Source organism: Nonlabens sp. SY33080, assembly GCF_011784885.1.
GTDB classification, from domain to species: domain Bacteria; phylum Bacteroidota; class Bacteroidia; order Flavobacteriales; family Flavobacteriaceae; genus Nonlabens; species Nonlabens tegetincola.
On the sequence record NZ_CP050461.1, the window covers coordinates 587,499 to 608,966 of the forward strand.

General features: G+C 33.8%; 25 protein-coding genes. 8 read left to right on the forward strand and 17 right to left on the reverse strand.

Features of this window, described 5'->3' with window-relative positions:
- Positions 1-4: 4 nt before the first annotated feature.
- Both HCN53_RS02635 and HCN53_RS02640 read right to left on the reverse strand, forming a co-directional pair.
- Positions 5-1,276, reverse strand: coding sequence for a serine hydrolase domain-containing protein (locus HCN53_RS02635; protein ID WP_167341929.1), 1,272 nt, complete (start codon positions 1,274-1,276; stop codon positions 5-7).
- A complete protein-coding gene (locus tag HCN53_RS02640) occupies positions 1,273-2,241 on the reverse strand; it encodes a Gfo/Idh/MocA family protein (RefSeq protein ID WP_060522560.1) in 969 nt (322 codons plus the stop codon). Before HCN53_RS02640 ends, HCN53_RS02635 begins: the two co-directional genes overlap by 4 nt.
- 109 nt (positions 2,242-2,350) lie before the next feature.
- Between HCN53_RS02640 and HCN53_RS02645 the strand changes: the two genes are divergently transcribed.
- On the forward strand, positions 2,351-2,992 hold the full coding sequence (locus HCN53_RS02645) for a protein-L-isoaspartate(D-aspartate) O-methyltransferase (protein WP_060522559.1): 642 nt from the start codon (positions 2,351-2,353) through the stop codon (positions 2,990-2,992).
- Positions 2,993-3,193: 201 nt separating this feature from the next.
- Here HCN53_RS02645 and HCN53_RS02650 read toward each other — a convergent pair whose 3' ends face one another.
- From HCN53_RS02650 to smpB, 9 genes are all read right to left on the reverse strand, one after another.
- Positions 3,194-3,388 (reverse strand): cold-shock protein, encoded by a 195-nt coding sequence (locus HCN53_RS02650; RefSeq protein ID WP_042278701.1) that lies wholly within the window; start codon positions 3,386-3,388, stop codon positions 3,194-3,196.
- A 287-nt stretch (positions 3,389-3,675) separates the two neighbouring features.
- On the reverse strand, positions 3,676-4,038 hold the full coding sequence (locus HCN53_RS02655) for a hypothetical protein (RefSeq protein ID WP_167341930.1): 363 nt from the start codon (positions 4,036-4,038) through the stop codon (positions 3,676-3,678).
- On the reverse strand, positions 4,035-4,244 hold the full coding sequence (locus HCN53_RS02660) for a hypothetical protein (RefSeq protein WP_167341931.1): 210 nt from the start codon (positions 4,242-4,244) through the stop codon (positions 4,035-4,037). Before HCN53_RS02660 ends, HCN53_RS02655 begins: the two co-directional genes overlap by 4 nt.
- 28 nt (positions 4,245-4,272) lie before the next feature.
- A complete protein-coding gene (locus tag HCN53_RS02665; RefSeq protein WP_167341932.1) occupies positions 4,273-5,631 on the reverse strand; it encodes an NAD-dependent succinate-semialdehyde dehydrogenase in 1,359 nt (452 codons plus the stop codon).
- An 84-nt stretch (positions 5,632-5,715) separates the two neighbouring features.
- Complete coding sequence (locus HCN53_RS02670) at positions 5,716-6,675, reverse strand: phosphoribosylaminoimidazolesuccinocarboxamide synthase (RefSeq protein ID WP_167341933.1); 960 nt, start codon at positions 6,673-6,675, stop codon at positions 5,716-5,718.
- A gap of 93 nt (positions 6,676-6,768) precedes the next feature.
- The gene (locus HCN53_RS02675) at positions 6,769-7,515 is read right to left on the reverse strand and encodes a DUF1835 domain-containing protein (protein ID WP_167341934.1); all 747 of its coding nucleotides are present in this window, start codon (positions 7,513-7,515) and stop codon (positions 6,769-6,771) included.
- An 8-nt stretch (positions 7,516-7,523) separates the two neighbouring features.
- Positions 7,524-7,814, reverse strand: coding sequence for a hypothetical protein (locus tag HCN53_RS02680; protein ID WP_167341935.1), 291 nt, complete (start codon positions 7,812-7,814; stop codon positions 7,524-7,526).
- Between the two features lie 83 nt (positions 7,815-7,897).
- Positions 7,898-10,369, reverse strand: a complete 2,472-nt coding sequence (locus tag HCN53_RS02685) for a DUF5686 and carboxypeptidase regulatory-like domain-containing protein (protein ID WP_167341936.1) — start codon at positions 10,367-10,369, stop codon at positions 7,898-7,900.
- Between the two features lie 126 nt (positions 10,370-10,495).
- Entirely contained in the window at positions 10,496-10,957 is a 462-nt protein-coding gene (gene smpB, locus HCN53_RS02690) for an SsrA-binding protein SmpB (RefSeq protein WP_105018915.1), read from the reverse strand.
- Positions 10,958-11,011: 54 nt separating this feature from the next.
- On the opposite strand from smpB, the gene HCN53_RS02695 reads away from it, so the two are divergent.
- Positions 11,012-11,752: a DUF6503 family protein gene (locus tag HCN53_RS02695; protein ID WP_167341937.1), complete on the forward strand. Its 741-nt coding sequence runs from the start codon at positions 11,012-11,014 to the stop codon at positions 11,750-11,752.
- 42 nt (positions 11,753-11,794) lie between these two features.
- Here HCN53_RS02695 and HCN53_RS02700 read toward each other — a convergent pair whose 3' ends face one another.
- On the reverse strand, positions 11,795-12,568 hold the full coding sequence (locus HCN53_RS02700; protein WP_167341938.1) for a zinc-dependent peptidase: 774 nt from the start codon (positions 12,566-12,568) through the stop codon (positions 11,795-11,797).
- Positions 12,569-12,719: 151 nt separating this feature from the next.
- Between HCN53_RS02700 and HCN53_RS02705 the strand changes: the two genes are divergently transcribed.
- The 4 genes from HCN53_RS02705 to HCN53_RS02720 are packed head-to-tail and all read left to right on the forward strand — an operon-like array spanning position 12,720 to position 15,420.
- Entirely contained in the window at positions 12,720-14,048 is a 1,329-nt protein-coding gene (locus tag HCN53_RS02705; protein WP_167341939.1) for a histidine kinase, read from the forward strand.
- A gap of 2 nt (positions 14,049-14,050) precedes the next feature.
- Positions 14,051-14,344 (forward strand): 2TM domain-containing protein, encoded by a 294-nt coding sequence (locus tag HCN53_RS02710; RefSeq protein ID WP_042278710.1) that lies wholly within the window; start codon positions 14,051-14,053, stop codon positions 14,342-14,344.
- A gap of 4 nt (positions 14,345-14,348) precedes the next feature.
- Positions 14,349-14,636: a 2TM domain-containing protein gene (locus tag HCN53_RS02715; protein ID WP_060522549.1), complete on the forward strand. Its 288-nt coding sequence runs from the start codon at positions 14,349-14,351 to the stop codon at positions 14,634-14,636.
- Positions 14,632-15,420: a LytR/AlgR family response regulator transcription factor gene (locus HCN53_RS02720; RefSeq protein ID WP_167343235.1), complete on the forward strand. Its 789-nt coding sequence runs from the start codon at positions 14,632-14,634 to the stop codon at positions 15,418-15,420. The genes HCN53_RS02715 and HCN53_RS02720 overlap by 5 nt, the downstream gene beginning before the upstream one ends.
- A gap of 43 nt (positions 15,421-15,463) precedes the next feature.
- Here HCN53_RS02720 and HCN53_RS02725 read toward each other — a convergent pair whose 3' ends face one another.
- Complete coding sequence (locus HCN53_RS02725) at positions 15,464-15,952, reverse strand: YdeI/OmpD-associated family protein (RefSeq protein WP_167341940.1); 489 nt, start codon at positions 15,950-15,952, stop codon at positions 15,464-15,466.
- A 3-nt stretch (positions 15,953-15,955) separates the two neighbouring features.
- Positions 15,956-17,167: a bifunctional alpha/beta hydrolase/OsmC family protein gene (locus HCN53_RS02730; protein ID WP_167341941.1), complete on the reverse strand. Its 1,212-nt coding sequence runs from the start codon at positions 17,165-17,167 to the stop codon at positions 15,956-15,958.
- Between the two features lie 53 nt (positions 17,168-17,220).
- On the opposite strand from HCN53_RS02730, the gene HCN53_RS02735 reads away from it, so the two are divergent.
- Together HCN53_RS02735 and HCN53_RS02740 are read left to right on the forward strand one after the other, a co-directional pair.
- Positions 17,221-17,766 carry a SixA phosphatase family protein gene (locus tag HCN53_RS02735; RefSeq protein WP_240919379.1) on the forward strand — a complete coding sequence of 182 codons (546 nt, stop codon included), beginning with the start codon at positions 17,221-17,223 and terminating at the stop codon, positions 17,764-17,766.
- Positions 17,767-17,769: 3 nt separating this feature from the next.
- Positions 17,770-17,982, forward strand: coding sequence for a VF530 family DNA-binding protein (locus tag HCN53_RS02740; protein ID WP_042278719.1), 213 nt, complete (start codon positions 17,770-17,772; stop codon positions 17,980-17,982).
- A 14-nt stretch (positions 17,983-17,996) separates the two neighbouring features.
- On the opposite strand, the gene HCN53_RS02745 is transcribed toward HCN53_RS02740, so the two are convergent.
- The 3 genes from HCN53_RS02745 to HCN53_RS02755 form a co-directional block, all read right to left on the reverse strand.
- Positions 17,997-18,278 carry a hypothetical protein gene (locus HCN53_RS02745; protein ID WP_167341942.1) on the reverse strand — a complete coding sequence of 94 codons (282 nt, stop codon included), beginning with the start codon at positions 18,276-18,278 and terminating at the stop codon, positions 17,997-17,999.
- Between the two features lie 109 nt (positions 18,279-18,387).
- Positions 18,388-18,876, reverse strand: coding sequence for a hypothetical protein (locus tag HCN53_RS02750; RefSeq protein WP_060522544.1), 489 nt, complete (start codon positions 18,874-18,876; stop codon positions 18,388-18,390).
- 76 nt (positions 18,877-18,952) lie between these two features.
- Positions 18,953-21,397 carry an outer membrane beta-barrel family protein gene (locus HCN53_RS02755; protein WP_167341943.1) on the reverse strand — a complete coding sequence of 815 codons (2,445 nt, stop codon included), beginning with the start codon at positions 21,395-21,397 and terminating at the stop codon, positions 18,953-18,955.
- Positions 21,398-21,468 lie beyond the last annotated feature (71 nt).

Consider the following 21,468-nt stretch of genomic DNA (forward strand, 5'->3'; position numbering starts at 1 on the left):
TTTTTTATTCAAAATTTGATTCTAATAGTTCTGTTATGTTGACAAAGGTTTGCATTGCCTCTTTTGAGTTAATATCTGTGTTTACAAAATAAATAATTCCAAAATCATTTTCAGGTTTGAAGAACATGACTGTTCCTACACCTGGATCGCCACCAGTATGGCCTATTCTTCCTTGTTCATAACTTAAGAAAATACCGTGATTTTGCTCATTCTTGAGATTTTTTAAGTTTTCCTTGTTAGATAAATGTGTGGAATCTAAACTTTTAGTAAAAAAGAGTTTGTAAGTATCCTTATTAAGTAATGTACCTTCTCCTTGATACGCAGCTATTATTTCTGAAAATACTAATCCTAAATCATGAACACTGGTATACATTCCTCCATCTGCAAAAGTGATAAGCTTGTAGTCAGGATATCTTAAATCTATGGTGCTATATACCTTACTACGCAATGTAGTATCTAGATCTGATAATCTCCAGCTCGTTTCTTTGAGTTTTAACTCATCAATCACATACTGCTTACTATAATCTTTAAAGTCTGTTTGTGTAGCTTTTTCAACAACATAGGCAGCTAGTGCTGCACCTATGTTTGAATATTCATGAATGGTACCAGGTTTATACTCGTTAAAAATATAATCTGAATGTGTACTGTCAGTGACTGTAAGTCCAGACTTAAGAAATTCTTCTAGACTGCGATCTTCTTCAATAGGCACAAAGTATTCTAATTCTTCTTGATCAATCAAAGGATTTCCATTAGTGTCCTTTTCTAAATTAATGTAGGAAGAACTGTAATATTCCCTATCACTAATTCCGCTTGTGTGATTAACTAAATGTTGGACTCTTATTGTATCGTTAGGAAATAGAGGATGCTTAACAGTAAATGGTAAGTATTTATTAATATCATCATCCAACTTTAGTTTTTCTTCTTCAATAGCCTTGGCAAGTGTAAGCCCTACAAATACCTTTGAAATAGAAGCTATGTTTTGAATGGTGTGAGAAGTATAAGGTAAGCTTTTTTCAAGATCCCTATAACCGTATCCTTTGGTAAATAATATTGAATCTTTGTTGACAACCGCTACTCCAAAACCGTTAAAATAATTTAGATCGTTTATACTATCTAATTGTTTATCAATTCGTGTTTTAAGTATCTGAAACTTATTCTCCACTGTATTTGAATTTGAAACAGAGGATTCGGTATTATTTTGAGTTGTGGTGTTCTTTTCTTGTTTACAAGAAAAACAAAGAAGCACAAAAAAACTACCTATTAAAATTCGTATCATAATGATTTAAAATTCTCAATCACCTTAAGAGCTACATCTAGTGCGCGAGTACCATCTTCAAGATTTACTATAGGTCTGGTGTTATTTTCAATAGCATCTGCAAAGGTTTCTAATTCGTCTAGAATAGCATTATTGGCACTTACCTCTGGGTTGTCAAAGTAAATTTGTTTGCTTTCACCTTCTGCATTTTTAAGAATCATATCAAAGTCGCCAGGCGTTTCAGGAGCGTCTTTCATTCTAACGACCTCGACAGCTTTTTCAAGAAAATCAACAGATATGTAGGCATCCTTTTGGAAAAATCTTGCTTTACGCATTTTCTTTAAACTTATGCGACTAGCAGTAAGGTTTGCCACGCAGCCGTTTTCAAATTCTATACGTGCGTTGGCTATATCAGGTGTTTTAGATATTACCGCAACACCACTCGCATTAATTGATTTCACTTCACTTTTGACGACACTCAATATAGCATCAATATCGTGTATCATTAGGTCTAGTACTACACTTACATCGGTACCTCGTGGATTAAATTCTGCCAGTCGGTGTGACTCTATAAACATAGGTTGGTCGATATTATCCTTAACAGCCATAAAAGCAGGATTAAAACGTTCTACCTGACCTACTTGACCTTTTACATTATGCTTTCGCGAAAGCGAGATTAAATCATTAGCTTCATCAACCGTTACTGTGATAGGTTTTTCTACAAATAAATGTTTTCCTGCCTCTAGAACTTTAACAGCACTGTCATGATGAAATGAGGTAGGAGTGACTACATCGATCATGTCACATGCCTGGATAAGTTCATCTACATTAGAAAAGTATTTGTAACCAAATTCTTTTTCAACTTGTTGAGCGTATTCTGGATTTGCATCATAAAAGCCTACTAGTTCGTAGCGCTCACTTGATTGAAGTAGTTTAAGATGAATTTTTCCAAGATGTCCTGCACCTAGTACTCCTGCTTTAAGCATATGAAATATGGTTTTCCACAAAAGTAACGAAAACAGCTCTTTATAAAATTGTAAAATTTGCCTAGTTTTTAAGGTATTTTATTAGGAACAGAAGTTTAAATTTGCCACCATCGAGGATAATTATATACATAAAGGTAAACGCAGGCAGTTAGTAAATTTACTAAGAGAAAAGGGTATTACTGATGAAAGAGTACTTGATGCTATTAATGAAGTACCTAGACATTTATTTTTAGACAGTGGATTCCTAGAGCACGCCTACCAAAATAAAGCTTTTCCTATAGGAGCAGGACAAACTATATCTCATCCCTATACAGTTGCTTTTCAATCTCAATTACTGGAAGTGATGCCAGGCCAGCGTATCCTTGAAATAGGAACAGGTAGTGGATATCAATGTGCGGTATTGATCAAAATGAAAGCGCAAGTATATACTATAGAAAGGCAGAACGAGTTGTATAAAAAAACGACCCAATTATTTAAAAAACTGTTTTATCGACCTAGAAAATTTGTTTTTGGTGATGGGTACAAGGGTTTACCAGATCAAGGTCCTTTTGATGGTATAATAGTAACCTGTGGTGCTACCGATATTCCAAAAGCCTTGCTAGCGCAATTGAAAATAGGCGGAAGAATGGTAATTCCTGTAGGTGACGATTCTCAAATTATGACACTTATTATACGGGAATCCGAGTCGAAGTTTGTTAAGAGTACATTTGGAGAATTTAGGTTTGTACCGTTTCTGGACGGAAAAGAATAGAGTATTTAAATAGTAGTTGCTGATACTGTCCTAACTCCATCTAAACTTAATAGTTTATAGAAATTCATTGATTAAAACATTACAGAAAACTTTTTTGATAGGAAAAACCTTTTTGTAATAGGGTAGAAGTTACCTAATATAAAACATAAAAAAACCGCCTTATTAAATAAGACGGTTGAATTTTTATAAAAGAATTAGAAATTATCCGATCACTTTTACATTAACGGCGTTGATTCCTTTTCTACCTTGTTGAGTTTCATACTCAACTTTGTCGTTTTCTTTGATTTCGTCGATTAGACCAGAGATGTGTACAAATACATCTTCTCCAGAATCATCAGAGGTAATAAACCCAAAACCTTTTGAGTCATTAAAAAATTTTACTTTGCCTTCTTGCATTGTTATTGAATTAAATTAAAAAAATGTTCTTCAGAACTTTTCACTCATGAGATACCGCAGTAATTGCAGAAAAAAAGTAATGATTGAATGAATAAGTAATGAAGAGAAGGCTCCTCTAAATACACCAATAAATAAAATAACTACTTTGAAAACAAGGTGTCAAGATTCCTAAGAATCATTGCAAAACTAAACTAATTTAATTGCCATACCTAGAATAGTATGTTTTATTTATGTAATTAAAGGGTTTTATAATTCTTAAGTTTTGTTTGAACCAGGTATTTTAATGATTAAGGAAATCGTTGTAACAAATAAAAAATGAATCCTCCTGTTGAATAGCATACTAGATCCCATACATCGCCAGTATATCTTTCATTTACCTGTGGTAAATACCATTCAAAATAAATACTGTACAACAGGACTAGACTGGCTATACTCAAAGCGTCCAGTCTTAAGCTTTTATTTCCTTTTATAAACCATAACACATGTAAACATATGACACTCACTATAGGTATTACCAATATATCATTCACATATCCCGTCACAAAATCACTGGCAACTTGATAAGATTTAGCGAGTTCAACTATTAAAAAACTAACGACACTTAATAAAAAATAGAGGTGTACTATTTTTAAAGGAAGTTTTTTGATCATGTTGCTAGTAAGGCTATTAACCAAGCTAAAAACATCCCTATCGCCATAACAACAGTCCAAATGGATTGTAAAACTTTATAAGAAAAACGAGCCAATGGGTTGCTACTGTTTTCCCACCTATCCAAGAATGACTCATTCTTGGTAGGCTGCTTTGGGTCATTCTCACTATTCTTTTCGGCCGAATTAAGCATGTCAGAATCTTGCATTACATGGTTTTAAAACTAATTCAAAATTTTATTTGTGTACCACTACTGTTTTTACATTACAAAATTCTCTTATTCCATGATGGGATAATTCTCGTCCGTATCCTGATATACCTGTACCACCAAAAGGTAGGTTAGGGTTACTGGCAACTTTGGCGTTGATAAATACGGCGCCGTCTTTTATTTTTTTAGAAAGTTCTTGCATTCTACTTATGTCCTGACTAAATAAACTTGCGCCTAACCCAAATTTTGAATCGTTTACCATTTCTATAGCTTCCTCTTCCTCTTTAAAGGATAGAACAGCCATTAAAGGTCCAAAGGTTTCATCTTTAAAAACTGGCATGTCGCGAGTAATATCGGTCAAAATAGTAGGCTCAAAATAGGCGTTTTTACGACTTCCACCTAGGTGAACCTTAGCACCCATATTTACAGACTGATTCATGAGCTCTTCCAGCTCTTCTGCTAGATCTTTTCTAGCCATAGCTCCAATGTAGGTATCGTCATTTAATGGATCACCAGACTTGAGCTCCTTCACTTTATTGGTAAATTTATCTAGGAACTCATCGTAAACCTTTTCATGGATGATAAGTCTTTTACCTGCGATACAACTTTGTCCAGTGTTTTGATATCTAGCGTTAACGCAAGTTTCAACAGATTTATCTATATCGGCATCTGGAAATATAACTAGTGCGTTATTACCACCTAGTTCTAGTACAGTTTTCTTAATTTCTGAGCCAGCAGTACTTGCCACAGCGCTTCCTGCAGGTTTTGAACCAGTTAATGTCACTGCCTTTATAATATCATTTTTAATAATATTTTCTACAGCCTTACTACTTATTACAAAATTTTGAAAACACCCTTCTGGAACACCTGCTTCAAGTAAACATTCTTCAATCATATTTGCTGTTCCCATCACGCTACTGGCATGTTTAAGAACGCCTACATTTCCTGCCATCAATCCTGGAATTATAAATCGCATTACTTGCCAGAATGGGTAATTCCATGGCATCACTGCAAGAACAACACCTAGTGGTTCATAACTTACATATGAAGAATGTGCATCATCTATATCTATGTATTCACTAGCTAGGTAATCTTTTGCCTTACTAGCGTAGTGATCACATAACCAAGCGCATTTTTCAAGCTCAGATCTTGATTGAGAAATAGGTTTTCCCATTTCCAGTGACATCTGCTTGGCATATTTCTCAATATTCTTTCTCAAAGTGTCACCTATAGATCGCACAGTACCTGCCTTTTTATCATAGGAAGTAAATCTCCAATCATTAAATGCTTTTTGAGCTTTCTCTAGTTTTGATTGAATTTGGTCTTCGGTAAGTTCTTTATATTCTGCTAGCTTTTCTCCTGTATACGGATTGTAAGTAGTTATCATTTTTTATTTTAAAAGTACGATTAAAGCCAATAAAAAAGACTTCCTTTTGGAAGCCTTTAACTCGTTTTAGCATAGGTTTAGCGCTTACTGATTGGATAGCCATTGGTTCACGTTAGTTTCTATACGTGAGAGTATGTTTTCTGTGTCCGCTTTCGCGAAAGCGTGACCCGTTATATTTTCATACAACTCTACATACCTATCACTCACAGAGTTTATATACTCATCGCTCATGTGAGGTATAGTTTGACCTTCTTTACCTTGAAAATCATTTGAAATTAACCATTGACGTACAAACTCTTTACTGAGCTGTTTTTGAGGTTCGTTATTTGCTTGTCGTTCCTCGTAACCATCGGCATAAAAATACCTAGAAGAATCTGGTGTGTGAATTTCATCAATTAGAACGATTTTTCCATCTTTAGTTTTACCAAATTCATATTTAGTATCTACCAAGATAAGCCCACGTTGTGCGGCAAGTTGGGTTCCTCGTTCAAATAAAGCTCGTGTATATTTTTCCAATATATCGTAATCTTGTTCACTTACAATACCCCTTTTAAGAATGTCCTCGCGAGATATGTCTTCATCATGATCTCCTTTTTCTGCCTTGGTAGCTGGTGTGATGATAGGTTGAGAAAATTTATCATTCTCTTTTAAGCCTTCAGGAAGTGGTACGCCACATAGCATGCGCTTTCCTGCTTTATATTCACGAGCTGCATGACCGCTCATATAACCTCTAATAACCATTTCTACTTTAAATGGTTCACATAAATGACCGATAGCAACATTAGGATCTGGGGTGTCTATTAACCAATTAGGTACGATGTCCTCAGTGGCTTTCATCATTTGCGTGGCAATCTGATTCAATATTTGGCCTTTGTAAGGTATTCCTCTAGGCATGACTACATCAAAAGCGCTAAGACGATCTGTGGCAATCATTACCAATAACTCATCATCAATGTTATAAACTTCTCTTACTTTACCTTTATAAACATTTTGTTGTCCTTCAAACTCTAACTGAGTATCCATTAAGGTATTAGGTACGCTCATGATATTTTAAATATAATTATAGAGCAAAGGTCTTATTATTTTATAAAAATTGAAATAGGATAACTGGATATTATAAAGAAGTTATATTAAGTTTTAAACAAGTTTTTGATACTGGTCAAACCATTTTCTTACTTGAGTATCGCCATACCCATATTGTGGGAATTTATCCTGAAATGCTATAAAGACTTGTTTAAAACTAATGTCGGGATTTTGTTTAATTAGATTTTTCACAAACTCCTGTGGCTGCCCGTCACTATTGTCGTTAGGTAATCTATTAATGTGAGAATCTACCGCTGCTCGTACATGAGAATAATTGCTTTTTAACTGTGTTGCAATTTGTAATAGGGTAGTGGTATTTCCATCCACGTAAGATTTCCATAGATTACTCCATAATTCGAGTTGTTCTAATTTTTGTCTGTTAGTATAAATATGAATCAATTCATTATTTGAATGATGTCCATAACTATAAGGAAATGCGTTAAGTGGTCGAACCAAATAGAGTTTAATATTCTTTTTATTGATCTGATGAAACCTGTGTAAAACAAACCATAAATTAGATTGGCAGAATAAATCATCTTCAAACCAAAGATTCACCTCACTATTATCAGGTATATTCGACAGCTTCTCAAGTTCCTTAATCACAAGATCGTTGTACTCTTGATGAGTACTATTATACTCCTGTTTTATATATTGTGAACGATCAATTAATAATTGTTCGTAAGATTGTGCTTTTAAAGGGCCATCAATAAAACATTCTCTAAAAGTGATACACTTACCTTTAAGTTCCGCAGGGAATCTATTTCTTAAGGCATCACCGTTTAGAATATGGTATTCTTGCATCAATAAGTTTAATCTAATCTAAATTCGCCGCGAATATCCTCTACTTCCTTTTCTGGTAGTGAATTAACAAATAAATACATGCAGCCATAAGCGATTGCTCCACCACAAATTCCAACTGGAATTAAGGCTAGGTTATTTTCAACAGAAAACAACATTATGAAAATGAGTATCATTACAAACTCACAGAAAATCCATGAACCTACAAACATGGCTATATACCATCCTTTTTTATAGCCTTTCTCTTCAAGAATCTCTCCTAGCTTTTTAGAAAGCCAGATGACTAAAAATATTTCTAGCATTTTATTTGGGTTGTGTTAGTTGACTCAAATTTAGGCTATTAAAATTTTTAAAATACACAATTGTTAAAATAATTAACAAATTTTTAAAATCCTAGATTGAATCCTAAAACAAAAGCGCCGTAGTTTCTTCCAGATGTCATGCTGTACACGTAGTCTATTCTGAAAGGTCTAAAATTTCCAAAACCAATATTGTCGATCCCTGCACTTAATTCAAAATAAGGTTTGCGTTCTGTAAAAAGTGCTTTTCCATTTAAAATCAAATCGTAATTTAATTGATTAAGCACTGGTATTTTTCCTAAAATAAACCCTTTGAAGTCATGTTGAACATGAAGTTGAGCATAATCCTTATTTGTACTGTAATCGTAATAGTTTAACAATCCAAAACCATAGGGATTAACTGCTTGTAGTTTATACCTTAATCTATTACCATTAAAATGTTGGTAATCCACAAATGAAATATTATCGGCGTTTAGAAATGTACCAGCATTGGCATAATAACTCGTTCTACCTAAATTTCCCAAATCAAAACCTTGGTACAAACTTACCTTGAATTGATGGAAGTTGTAATTATCATTACTTGAAGCAAATCCACCTTCATAATTTAGAACAATCGTTGGGTATTTTTCATTGGAGATGTTGAATTTTTGGTTGGGGTAACTTTGGTATTTTTGACCTGGACGTAAGCTTAACGATACACCAGTTTTTAAAATCTCATGATCGTCTATTATCGCTTGTCTTCCTAAATCCAAACTCAAAGGATTATTGCTAGTGTAATCTATATCATCTTGAGGAAACCATACCTGATCTTCAGTATTTGTTAATGGTTGACGTCTTTCATATGAAAATGAGGTATTTACAAAAACACCATTTACGACTTCTTGTCCAAAGTTGATACTAGCAAAATCAACTTCATAGAACTTGGCAAAATTTCTTTCAAATAATAAACTACTTAATGAATTTTCTAGATTAGAAATAGGGTTGCTATTATTTATTTGACGTACTTCAGTACCAGCTTTAAAGCCTAAATACCTACGATTGGTTCTATTAAACCTATAATTTCCCGTAAAGGTGTACCTTAACCTATCGTCACTAAATCCATAGTTGAATTTTGTCCCTAGGTATAAAGTTCTATTATAATCCTCGTCATAGCCTTTAAAATAAGAGAGCCCAGAATTTATGGAAAATCCTTGTACTGTATTAAAACCAGAAAAGTTTGCTATACCATCGTATGTAATCGAGTAGTTTTTATTGCTATTTCGGTAGGAATAACCTGTAATGGGATCTAATAATCTAAACTTATTGTTTACAGCATCAATTGAATCCTTGTATTTAGGATCGTTGCGTACTGCTGCAATACTGTCTTTTTTTATGTATTCTTTACTTTCTTCTGTATTTAAAGGAACAGGTCTTTGTTTTTTCCAAAATAGACTGTCTTTTTTATTGGCACCTTCTTCAAAACTCAAAACTTCAGCACCAAAAAAATCTTTTTCAAATTGTGGATTGAAATTATAATCCGTGTAATTTGCGATAAATCGACCATTCCCTTTAAAACCTAAGAATTTAAAAGAAAAGTCAATGCTTTGTGATCGCTTTACCCAATCTTTATTACTCTCTTCATAAGAAAAGTCTTGTTTAAAGGTGATCTCTTTAATGACAGGTACATTTATATTCATACCAGTTGTGGTAAGCTCAAGGCCGTAAATCGTCCATTGATCTTCTACTATGTATATAATACCTTCAAATGTATTGTCATTAGGCCTTTTACTTTTAACCTCTATTTTATTGATCAAAAAATTATTATCATCAAAAAAGGTTCCTAACAATTTATATTTATAATATCCAAAAGCATAATCTGCAATAGGAGATACGATTCGATTATTTAAGTCTATATTATTGTTGTAAAAATTAAAGTCGGCACTTTCGGCACTATTGGCACTAAAACCGTTATCGTCACCACTTATCTTACTTGCTATTATGTGTTCCTTAAAATTATCAGGTGCTTCATAGGCAATTTTTGAAACCGTTTCAGATAGATAGATAATTCCCGATCTAGTTATAGAATCTAGTGATCCATCAAGATCTCCTATCTCTTGTCCCATAAAACTTTCTGGAACATCATTCATACGCCATAAACCACGCGAATAAAAATTTGCTTTATAACTGGAGAATTTTAACCTATTCTTTTCTCTATTATCAATAGCAGCTTGAATAACTCTATCTGCTGGGTTTTCATCACTATTTACAATTACTTCATCTAGTGAAGTGGCCTGTTCTTTTAAAATGACGTTTTGTACCTGATTTTCCTTTTGATAGTTGACTTTTATAGTTTCAGGAGCATAGCCTAAAGATTGGTATACAATTTCATAATCACCAAATTTGGGAAGTTTTAAAGTGTAAGCACCTTCATTATTAGTAGTTGTTCCCGTATACGAACCTTTAATATAAATAGAGGCAAAGGCCAGCGAATCTCCTTGTGTTCCTGTAAGAGTTCCTATTAATTGCGCTTTGGCGAAAGCTAAACTGAATACAAAAATGAGAGTAATATAATATTTCATAGAGTTGGTTTATGGATCCCAAAGTTAATTCAGAACCATAAAACTCTATGTCTTACAGAAGGAACTTAACCTTGTTTAACTACATAGACGTATATTGTTAAATAAGGTTGCCTAGATAGAATGAAATTACTTGAATTGTTTTTTTATTGCGTCTAGACGGCGTTTATTATCGCGATCTTTCATGGTTTCACGCTTATCGTAAAGTTTTTTACCCTTTGCTAGCGCTATGTCCATTTTTGCCAGACCATTTTCATTTACAAACAAGCGTAATGGAACAATGGTATTACCAGAATTAGTAACATCTTTTTCTAGTTTTTTAAGTTCCTTACGGTTTAATAATAGTTTACGCTCTTGTTTAGGTTGATGATTAAAATAGGTGGCATGTGAGTATTCTTGTACTGTCATATTGATTACCCAAAGCTCGTTGTTTTGAAATTCACAAAAACTTTCGGCTATACTAGCTTTACCTAACCTTATAGCTTTAATTTCAGTTCCAGCAAGCACAATACCAGCAGTATACCTATCCAGTATCTCATATTCAAATCGTGCCTTACGATTTTTAATTTCTATTTTTTTGTTAATCTTCATATAATACTGCAAATATAAACAGACCAGCACATGCATGTCTTATATATTTGTGAAATGAAAAAGATTGTACTATTACTACTGTTGACAGCACTTGTTGCTTGTAAAGTTGATGATAAAGATTATACTGGTAAGGAGTTAATTCATAAGAGTATTCAAGCGCATGGCTCTCCATTTTTGGACCAATCTACGATGGAATTCAAATTTAGAGAAACGCAATACGAGGCTACAAGGGATAAAGGTATGTTTCAATATTCTCGTGAGTTTATTCAAGATTCCTTAATGATTAAAGATGTATTGAGTAACAATAAGAAAGAGCGCTATATAAACGATTCCATAATTACCGTTGCAGATTCTTTACTTAACGGTTATGCCAGTAGCCTTAATAGCGTAGTGTATTTTGCACAATTACCGTATAGTTTAGATGGTGATGCTATTATCTCTAAAAAAATAGGAATTGATACGATTTTAAATAATAAATATTATGAGGTCAAGGTTACTTTTAAAGAAGAAGGTGGTGGCGAGGATCACGACGATGTTTTTGTCTACTGGATAAATAAGGACAATTATTTAATTGATTACCTGGCTTATTCTTATTGTGAGGAAGAATGTGGATATCGCTTTCGCGAAAGCATAAATCGTAGAACGGTAAATGGTGTAATCATACAGGATTATAAAAACTATAAAGCAGTCAAAACGAATCCAGATTTATTGCAGTTGGATGATTTATTTGAAAAAGGTCAATTGGAGTTAGTCAGTGAGATTAAAACAGAGCAAGTAAAACTCACGTTAGATTAATACGAATATCAACTTATTGAATAGCTAATTCACTGCTAGTTACTAAGTAGTTTCTTGTAAAAAGCACGATTCTAGCATTTGGTAAATATCTGGATGTTTACGTTTCATAAGTTTTGGCCTAGAAAAGAAGTATTCACAAGCAACTGCAAAGAATTCGGCTTCACTTGTTCCACCGTAGGACCTTATGTCTGACTTGTCGTTATTGATTTGCTCCATTTCATGATGCATGATTTCTAACCAAGCTGCAACCATTGGTTGGTTCATCAATATTTGCGGAATGCCGTCTATTTTACCATCCATTTTATCTATGAGGTGAACAAACTCATGAACTGCGGTATTTAGTTTATCCGTATTGTTACGAAAACCGTGATAAAGCGCTTTTTGTGATAATATCATTTGATTCTCAAATCTTCCTGTACCTACTAATCCTAGGATATTACGGTTTTCATCTTTTTCGGCAAAGCCTAATTCTTGATTGAATCGATCTGGATACAACCATACGATTTTTAAGTTATTGTAATGCCAGTCTGGAAAATGAAATACAGGAATTACAGCGCTTGCCGCAATTAACATTTTATCCTTGTCTGCAACCTCAATGTGCACTCCTTCTATTTGAATTTCCTTTAAGAACAGTGCCATACGATTTTTAAATACAGATTGCTGCTCGTTATTCAAGGTCTTATAAAAAGGTACATATTTTAGTAAATCAACATGCCAAAAATCAGGTATTGATAATGCTGGTTTTTTTTTATTGGTATTGAATTTAATTACAAAATAGATTAGAATAAGAGCTACAATAAATAACGTAGTTATCATATGGTCATTTTACCTTGTAAAGGTACTAGCTACATTTCAGACCACCTATTTTACAATTCGGTAACCTCTATTTTAAACTCATGTAGTTTGAATAGATATTTGTCACAGCTTTAAAGGAAAGACTTACTTTTAAGCTAGAAAAAAAGAACTCATGACCTTAAAAAAGTTTTTTAAATATTTTATTTATAGCATTTTACTTGCTTTTATTATCTTATTAATAAACGCATACGCTCGTGGTTATTTCTTCAACTTTCAAGAAGAAGCAATCAACTTTGGAATTAATTTCATGTTCACTGTAGTATTAACAGCTGTAAATCAATGGTGGTTTAATTTCATATCAAAATACTACGATTGGGAAACTCACACAGTAGGAAGATTGATTTTTGGCGCACTAGGTTCCATCATATTAACTATGATAGCCTTGTTTGTATGTTACATTATTGTGGTACTAGGATTTTATCAAAAGTCCTTAGAATTCTTCTGGGCAAATCAAAGTGCCGAGTATTATTGGTTGGGCCTCATAATTACGGTAATTGTGAGTTTGATCTACCACGCAGTTTATTTCTATAGACTATCATTAAATAAAAAGGTAAAGGAGCAGAAGGTAATAGCGCGCAGTGCCACAGCACAGTTCGATGCTCTTAAAAGTCAACTGGATCCACACTTTTTATTTAATAGTTTAAACGTTCTAGTTTCATTGATCGAGGAAAACCCCAAAGCAGCAACAAAATTTACAACGTCACTATCCAAAGTGTATAGATATGTACTGGAACAACGTAACAAGGAATTAGTAACAATTAATGAGGAATTACAATTTGCACGTACTTATGTGAATCTTCTTAAAACTAGGTTTGAGAATAGTATAGAAGTAATTATACCCAATGAAGCTAGCAATCCAGATGCACAAGTTGTGCCTTTATCTCTTCAATTACTACTAGAAAATGCAGTTAAGCATAACGTGGTTAGTAATACGAAACCACTATTAATTGAGATTTTTGAAGATGGAGATATGCTGGCCATCAAAAATAATCTACAACCTAAACAAGTAGTGAAGCGTAGCAGTGGTGTAGGTCTTAATAATATAGCTTCAAGGTATGCCTTATTAAGCAACCGTAAAATGAGTATCGATAAACAGGATGATAACTTTAGGGTAAACATACCTATAATAACTGAAAAAGAAACAATTATGAATACAGTAGAAAACACAAGTGTCGAAGATATTAAACTAGTCAAGGCAAAAAGTAGGATAGCCGATATAAAAGGACTCTACGATAATGCTTTTAGAAGCGCAGCAATTTTAATCTTCTTGTGTGCGGTAAACTATTTTACAAGTGATTTTCCTTGGATCATATTTCCTACCGTTGGGATGAGTATTGGATTAATTTACAATTATGCCAATGTTTACGATTATAAAATACCACTAGGTAAAGAGTGGGAAAATCGAAAAATCGAACAATTAATGAACGATAAAAACTTTTAAATATGAAACCACAAGAAACATATGAAGAACGCTACAAAAGGGCAAAAGAAAGAGTAGGAGAGATCCGTGGATTTTATTCTCACAGTGTGGTATACATACTAGTAAATATAGGAATAGCGGGATTAAATTACTATCAGAATCAATGGGAATTTCCTTGGTTTTTGTTCACTCTTGGTGGATGGGGAATAGGATTAATTGCACATGCATTTGCTATTTTTGGCACTAATCCATTTACAGGTAAAAAATGGGAAGAGCGCAAAATTCAAGAAATTATGGAAAAAGAACTTAACTCATAACAAAATGGAATCATTTACAACCCAAGAAGAGGCTCGTCAGAAAGCCGTAAAAAGAGTAAAAGAACTCAAAGGTTTCTACAACCATCTTATTTCATTTATGTTGGTTAATGGTGGTATTGCATTGCTAGTATGGTATTTTGGTGGTTCAATGGCATTTTTTATTTGGACCGTGACAATTTGGTGGGGTTTAGGACTGCTTATTCACGCTTTAAATACTTTTAAACTAAATCCATTTTTTGGTAAAAAATGGGAAGAGAAAAAAATCAAAGAATTATTAGAAAATGAGCATTAAAACCATAATAATAGAAGACGAAAAACCTGCTGCTCGTAGATTACAACGCATGTTGCACGAACTAGGTGTTGAGGTTATGACCATGTTACATTCTGTAGAAGAGGCTGTTAACTACTTTCATAACAACAGTTCTCCAGATTTAATTTTTCTTGACATTCAATTAAGTGATGGATTATCTTTTGAAATCTTTGATGAGATTCAATTGGATAGCGCCATTATATTCACGACTGCCTATGATGAATATGCCTTGCAGGCATTTAAACACAACAGCGTAGATTATCTTCTTAAACCTCTAGATGAAGATGACTTACAGGCTGCAATAAATAAGTTTGAATTACGCTTTCGCGAAAGCGGAAACTCATCATCACAATCACCTCAAAATAGCCTAAGTAACATAGACTTTTCTCGCATAGCCCAAATGTTGGGCAATCCTATTGATAAGAATTATAAGAAACGATATACAGCTAAAGTAGGAGAACATTTAAAACTGTTTCATGTTGATGATATCCAATTGTTCTTTTCTGAAAATAAAGGAACCTATGTTAATCTTTCGAATGGGCGTAATTACCTAATAGATAACAAATTAGAGTCTGTAAGTAACGAGCTTGATCCCGAACAGTTTTATCGTATTTCTAGACAAGCTATTATCAATATTAACGCTATAAAAGATATGATTTCATACACAAATTCACGTTTAAAGGTGAAAATTGATTCCTTTAATGAATTTGACCTTATCGTGAGTCGTGAGCGAGTAAAGGATTTTAAAAATTGGATGAATCAGTAAGACTTACAATTACAAAAACTAAGAATGTAACGACTACCGATTTTTAGATTAACTTTTCAAATTTATAAGGATCTCGATTTCCTATTTTTAAATTTTCCATAGCGTTTAAAGCAATATCCACCCTTTTTTGTTCTCCTTTTGCATTGTAAACCATAAAAATTATGTTGCGTTGTTTACCAGGTGTAAGTGTTTCAAATATTTCATAAGCCTCAAAATCACTCAATAGTACGGCTTCCAGCTCCTCGGTCATGGGAGCTTGATATTTGCTGGTGTCTTCTTGCATTTTTACGTTTACCGTGTCTCCTTGATCAACATCGAGTAATTTACGATTTGCTTTTGAAAACATGAGATACACAGTCCCATGCTTTTTTGAAACGCCAGCATGTAATTTTAATTCCTTATTATTGGAAGTAATGGTTGCAACTACGCGTTTTATTTTACCTACTGCTAATTGATCGGCAATGTCCTCAGGAATTAGGATAGCTCCCATAAAGCCATCTGTTCCTAGAGTTGCTTCAAATTCAAAAACCATCTATTATAATCTATTTGTGATTACTTGTGTTTCACTGTGCAAGGTACGATGTACGGGACATTTATCTGCAATTTGTAACAAACGGTCAATTTGTTTTTCATCCAGGTCTCCAGTGATTTTTATATCTCTTTTAAAGGTGTCAATCTTGGCAGAATTTTCCTCACAGTGTTCACAATCAGCTGCGTGTTCTTTACTATATGAAACATGACATTCAACATGATCTAGTGGCCATTGCTTGCGCCTAGCATACATGTGCAAAGTCATCACCGTACATGCAGCAAGACCTGATGATACTAGTTCATAAGGTGTAGGCCCAAAGTTATTGCCACCTACACTCAAAGGTTCGTCTGCTGTGATGTAGTGATCGCCTGCATTAATTGAAGTAGTGTAGTCGTCACCAGCTTTTAAACTTGCAACAATTTCATGTTCGGATTTGAGTGATTGTTTTTCAGGAATGTTTAGATATCGCAAGGCCCATGCTGCGATCACTCTTCCTGTATAACTGCTATCTTTTTTGTTCATGAGTAGATGGTGAGCACCGTCTAGACTAATGAAGCTTTTAGGATGCCAGGCATTGACATATAATTTTTCTGCATGTTTAATACTTACATAATCGTCCTGTGGACTGTGCATGATGAGTACAGGTTTGCGTAAATTTTGTAGTACCTGAGTGAGATGATTTTCATTTAGACTCTTTACAAAATCGCTGGATATTGTAAATTCTCTTCCTGCTAATTGAACTTTTGCATTTCCTTTTGATTCAATTTCTTCCACTTTATCAGCAAATAAATGCTTCACATGTTTAACATCACTAGGAGTACCTATAGTAGCAACAGCCTTTATAGAGTTCGCTTTCGCGGAAGCAAAAATCGCAGCAGCACCACCCAAACTATGTCCAATAAGAAGTGAAGGCGCTTGATAGTGCTCTTCTAAATACTCAACGGCAGCCAGTAAGTCGTCAACATTACTCGAAAATGTCGTATCAGCAAAATCACCGTGAGAAGCTCCTAGACCGGTAAAATCAAATCGTAACACACCAAATCCTTGTGCGGTAAGCTCTCTCGAAATAATACGCACTGGAGTAAGATCCTTACTACACGTAAAACAGTGAGCAAATATTACAAAATTATGGGGTTTTTGAGAACTGGGTAATTCGACTATCCCAGTGAGTTTGTATCCTGTAGGACTATCAAAAGTTATGGTAGTAGCTTTCATATCTTTAAAAATACCAACTTTCTATTACAGGCTTAAAAACTTAACGTAATATTGTGAACGGAAAAAGACTTGAAATTATGAAATTGAAATCTCTTTGGGTGATTGTTATTATGATCGTTGTGAGTTCTTGTGGTAACACTAGTAAGCAAGAAGATAATAAGTTAACCACTTTTTATTTTATTAGGCACGCTGAAAAAGTCAAGGATCAAGGTAATGATCCAGAACTTACACCGAGCGGTATTTCAAGAGCAAATCAATGGGTGAATTATTTTTTCTTAAAAGATGTTGATAGAATATTATCCAGTGATTACAAGAGAACTAGACAGACTGCGGCACCACTAGCTAAATCAAAGAAACTACCCATAGAAATTTATGATGTAAGATCTTTGAATGGTGATAGCTTATTAAATAAATACAAAGGAGAGACAGTTGTGTTATATGGTCATAGCAACACTATTAATTCCTATACCAATGACTTACAATCAGATAGTATTTATAAGGAATTAGACGAAAAAGATTACAATCATTTTTTTAAAGTACAAATCGATAATAACGGTAAATCAAGGGCACAAAAGCTAGCCATGGATTTTATTGAATAACTTATGGAGCAACCTAATAATCCTTTACATGGTGTTAAACTAGCAGATATTCTAGAAAAACTAGTAAATCATTATGGCTGGTACGAGCTAGGTGGTTTAATACGCATTAATTGCTTTAATACAAACCCGTCAATTAAATCTAGTTTGAAGTTCTTAAGGCGCACACCATGGGCTCGTGAAAAGGTGGAACAACTCTATTTAGACACTTTTCACTAGAATTGATTAAATGTTTAATGTGTATTAAAAGTATGGATTAAAAAGATCACAAAGGCGCTTATGACCGCAGCTAATATTGTAAAAAATAGAATACCTTTAAGAAGCTCATTATTGTTCTGACGTCTTATTCTAGAAGCTATTTTATTAAGGTCTGTTTTATCAATTGCTTTAGTTGCTATTTTAGCGTTCAGCTTTGATTTAGTCTTGCCTAAAGGTGAATTGTCAAACCTTGATTTTCTCTCACGTTTGTTATTTTTTAAAGACAGCTGCATTGCAGAAAAGGAATTATGTTTCATAACGTGAGTTTAGTTATACGTAGCTTTTAAGCTTTAATTGTTACTTTGATAGATAAAAAAAACCTCAGAATAAAATCCTGAGGTTTGAGTTTTTTTATTGAAGTAAAGTTTAAAACTGATAGCGAATACCTAACGCAACATCAAAATCATTTCCATCCCTAAAATCACCAAAATAAAATTCTGGTCTTACATCTAATGAAAGTATTAGTGGAATATCAAAGTTATATTCAATTCCTACCTGTCCACCTACAAATAATGAGGTTTCACTATCGTCAAAGCGATCACGTCCTGGAAAATCATCATCAAGATCTATGAAAGCAATTCCTGCACCTGGTCCTGCGTACCAATTAAAACCGCCATCGATATTCCAAACCCAATGGTAAATACCACTAGCCTTGAATCCATCAAAATTGTTTCCTGATTCAATACCCAAATCAATTTCTAAACGGTTGTTTCCTCCTAAGTAACGTTGATAGGATATTTCAGTACCAAAACCATCACCATCACCAGCTCTAATTCCTATAGCATTGTTTGAGATTTCTTGTGCACTAATTAGACCACTTACTAGTAATCCAAAAAATAAAAATATTCTTTTCATGTTTATTGTTTTAACAAAAATCTTATTAAATCAATTTATTTATGGATATAAAAAGTTAATATTCTTAAATGTATTGTTAACCTTCAAACTCTATATCATCACCGCCGTCGTTGTTGAAGTTATTACGATCACGTCTTTTTTGTTCATTAAATCTGTAAACAAAGGTGACAATAAATTGACGCTCACGCCATTGGAATTCACTTTCTGAAATAAAATTTGGGGTAGTAACAGTTCCTTGTCTACGACGACTGTTTAATAAATCACTTACACTAGCTGTAATAGAAGCTCTTTCATCCCAAATATCTGTACTTGCAGCAAGGTTTATAGTTACAATACCATCGTTAGTTCCTTGAGCATTTTCACTTGCTCCACGATAGTTAATTCTATTTTGAAGGTCTATTTTTCCAGGTAATGTGAATTTTTGATTCAATCTGGCAAAATATGTGGTGTTATTAAAATCAAAACTTTGTCCGTTGAAATCTCCATCTGTCTCAACATTGAATACATTAAAATCAGAATTAATGGTCCACCATTTAAACGGTCTGTATGTTAAAGTGAGTTCGTATCCTAATCGATCTTGAGTAGAAAGGTTTACAGGAGTTCTTCTAATTATAGGATCTCCATTGTCTGTAAGCTCTCCAGTTTCTTCTTGAATAAATTCCCAATTGTCTTCACTACGATTAAAATAGACAGCAGTACTCAATGTAACTTTATTCCATTTTCTTAGGTAGGTAAGTTCTAAACTATTTGCAAAACTAGGATCAAGATCTACATTACCCTGGAAGATATTTGACTCGCTACTACGACTAGGAAATGGGTTTAAAAATCTTCCTCTAGGTCGTCTTACTCTTCGGTTATATCCCAAAGTTATATTCTCACCATCTCTAAACTCGTAACCTAAGTTTAAAGTAGGGAATAGGCTTCCGTAATTTTTTTCTGAAGTTACATTAGTTGTTTCTTGAAAAATATCAACATCTGTTATTTCATATCGCAACCCAGCTAGTAATGAAAATTTAGTCCATTTATGCCCATATTGCGAGTAAAAGGCATTAACTAATTCCTCATATTGGAATGTGTTATTTAAACCTGGATCTGGCACTAAGGGAGAATCTGGCGTAGTAAAGTCTAGTCTTTCAGCAAAAAATAAAGAAGTCGTAATATCCCTATAGTTTCCTCTATAACCAGCCTCAAAATTGGTGTTTTCACCAATCGGAAGCTCGTAATCTATTTGTAATAAAGCGTTTTGTTCTTCTGTTTCTTGATCTTGAAACTCAACATCATTAATTGTACTTGTAGTAGTTTCTTGTTCAATAATGTTAGCGATTTCCTCTTCAATTTCACCACCGTATTGAAAACTTATAGAAAGCTTTTGTCCATCCTCATCAAGATCATTCAAATAATCTAGTGTGAACTGATAATCATCCTCATTTTCACCTTCCATTTCTCGTCGCAATGTAGCCTCATTCAAATTTCTATTAATATCAAATCTATCTATGGTATTAGTAGTTACATCGTCATCGTTACCGTAGCGATAAACAAAGTTTGCAACAATATTGCTGTTGTCGTTTATATCATATCGAGCTCCTAAACTGGTAAAGAAATTACGTCCTAGTCTATCGAAATCTCTACGTTCATCCACAAACCTGTTGGCAGCATCAGGAGAAAAGAATTCTGTACTAGAGCTAGCATTTCCTGGAGTTGTTCTATAGCGCCATCCGGTATTTGTGAAAAAGTTCCAGTCGCCCGTGCGATAATTTCCATTAAAAGAAACTCCTAATCGTTCTGGTACACCTGATTCTAATTGTAAATTTCCATTGAAACCTTCCAAAGATTTTTTTCTTAAGATAATGTTTAAAATACCAGCGGTACCTTCGGCATCGTACCTTGCACTAGGCGAAGTGATTACCTCTATTTTTTCGATAGCCTCTGCTGGAATTTGTCTTAACGCTTCGGCGCCATTTAAACCGACTAGAGCACTAGGCCTACCATCTATAAAAATGGTTACGTTTTCATTACCACGTAAAGCGACATTTCCTTCTACGTCTACACTTACACTAGGTACATTATCTAATACATCACTAGCAGAACCACCTCTTACAGTAAGGTCACTACCTATATTATAAATCTTTTTGTCTAGTCGTATGTCTACGGTTGTTTTTTCGGCAATTACCACTGCAGCATCCAATTGTGCCACATCTACCACCATTTCCATGGTGCCAAAATCTTTGTCATTTTTAATGACAACATTTTGCTTTTCTATCGTTTTGAAGGTAATGTAATCCCATTTTACAGTATAGGTACCTGGACTTACTTTAAATTCATAGTTACCATCTAGATCTGTAACACCACCTTGAGCAGGAACATTTGCATCATTGCTTATAAAAGATATGGTAGCAAATTCTAATGGAGCTTTAGTGTTAAGGTCGACAAGAGTTCCTTTAATAGTATATTTTACTTCTTGTTTTTGAGCAATCGCAAATGATCCTATTAAGATCATTAATAACGTTAAGGTCTTTTTCATTTTTAGGTTTACAACTTTTGTGCAATGTATATCACGATAAGTTGACAAAAGCCTAAACTTAGGTTAAAGGA

What these genes read in the sequence shown, in the direction of transcription:
- HCN53_RS02710 (WP_042278710.1), top strand. Translation starts at nt 14,051, where the DNA reads ATGAAACCACAAGAAACATATGAAGAACGCTACAAAAGGGCAAAAGAA.
- HCN53_RS02695 (WP_167341937.1), top strand. Translation starts at nt 11,012, where the DNA reads ATGAAAAAGATTGTACTATTACTACTGTTGACAGCACTTGTTGCTTGT.
- HCN53_RS02725 (WP_167341940.1), bottom strand. Translation starts at nt 15,952, where the DNA reads ATGGTTTTTGAATTTGAAGCAACTCTAGGAACAGATGGCTTTATGGGA.
- HCN53_RS02670 (WP_167341933.1), bottom strand. Translation starts at nt 6,675, where the DNA reads ATGAGCGTACCTAATACCTTAATGGATACTCAGTTAGAGTTTGAAGGA.
- HCN53_RS02705 (WP_167341939.1), top strand. Translation starts at nt 12,720, where the DNA reads ATGACCTTAAAAAAGTTTTTTAAATATTTTATTTATAGCATTTTACTT.
- HCN53_RS02655 (WP_167341930.1), bottom strand. Translation starts at nt 4,038, where the DNA reads ATGATCAAAAAACTTCCTTTAAAAATAGTACACCTCTATTTTTTATTA.
- HCN53_RS02745 (WP_167341942.1), bottom strand. Translation starts at nt 18,278, where the DNA reads ATGAAACATAATTCCTTTTCTGCAATGCAGCTGTCTTTAAAAAATAAC.
- HCN53_RS02675 (WP_167341934.1), bottom strand. Translation starts at nt 7,515, where the DNA reads ATGCAAGAATACCATATTCTAAACGGTGATGCCTTAAGAAATAGATTC.
- smpB (WP_105018915.1), bottom strand. Translation starts at nt 10,957, where the DNA reads ATGAAGATTAACAAAAAAATAGAAATTAAAAATCGTAAGGCACGATTT.
- HCN53_RS02665 (WP_167341932.1), bottom strand. Translation starts at nt 5,631, where the DNA reads ATGATAACTACTTACAATCCGTATACAGGAGAAAAGCTAGCAGAATAT.
- HCN53_RS02730 (WP_167341941.1), bottom strand. Translation starts at nt 17,167, where the DNA reads ATGAAAGCTACTACCATAACTTTTGATAGTCCTACAGGATACAAACTC.
- HCN53_RS02640 (WP_060522560.1), bottom strand. Translation starts at nt 2,241, where the DNA reads ATGCTTAAAGCAGGAGTACTAGGTGCAGGACATCTTGGAAAAATTCAT.
- HCN53_RS02685 (WP_167341936.1), bottom strand. Translation starts at nt 10,369, where the DNA reads ATGAAATATTATATTACTCTCATTTTTGTATTCAGTTTAGCTTTCGCC.
- HCN53_RS02660 (WP_167341931.1), bottom strand. Translation starts at nt 4,244, where the DNA reads ATGCAAGATTCTGACATGCTTAATTCGGCCGAAAAGAATAGTGAGAAT.
- HCN53_RS02715 (WP_060522549.1), top strand. Translation starts at nt 14,349, where the DNA reads ATGGAATCATTTACAACCCAAGAAGAGGCTCGTCAGAAAGCCGTAAAA.
- HCN53_RS02740 (WP_042278719.1), top strand. Translation starts at nt 17,770, where the DNA reads ATGGAGCAACCTAATAATCCTTTACATGGTGTTAAACTAGCAGATATT.
- HCN53_RS02700 (WP_167341938.1), bottom strand. Translation starts at nt 12,568, where the DNA reads ATGATAACTACGTTATTTATTGTAGCTCTTATTCTAATCTATTTTGTA.
- HCN53_RS02750 (WP_060522544.1), bottom strand. Translation starts at nt 18,876, where the DNA reads ATGAAAAGAATATTTTTATTTTTTGGATTACTAGTAAGTGGTCTAATT.
- HCN53_RS02680 (WP_167341935.1), bottom strand. Translation starts at nt 7,814, where the DNA reads ATGCTAGAAATATTTTTAGTCATCTGGCTTTCTAAAAAGCTAGGAGAG.
- HCN53_RS02635 (WP_167341929.1), bottom strand. Translation starts at nt 1,276, where the DNA reads ATGATACGAATTTTAATAGGTAGTTTTTTTGTGCTTCTTTGTTTTTCT.
- HCN53_RS02650 (WP_042278701.1), bottom strand. Translation starts at nt 3,388, where the DNA reads ATGCAAGAAGGCAAAGTAAAATTTTTTAATGACTCAAAAGGTTTTGGG.
- HCN53_RS02755 (WP_167341943.1), bottom strand. Translation starts at nt 21,397, where the DNA reads ATGAAAAAGACCTTAACGTTATTAATGATCTTAATAGGATCATTTGCG.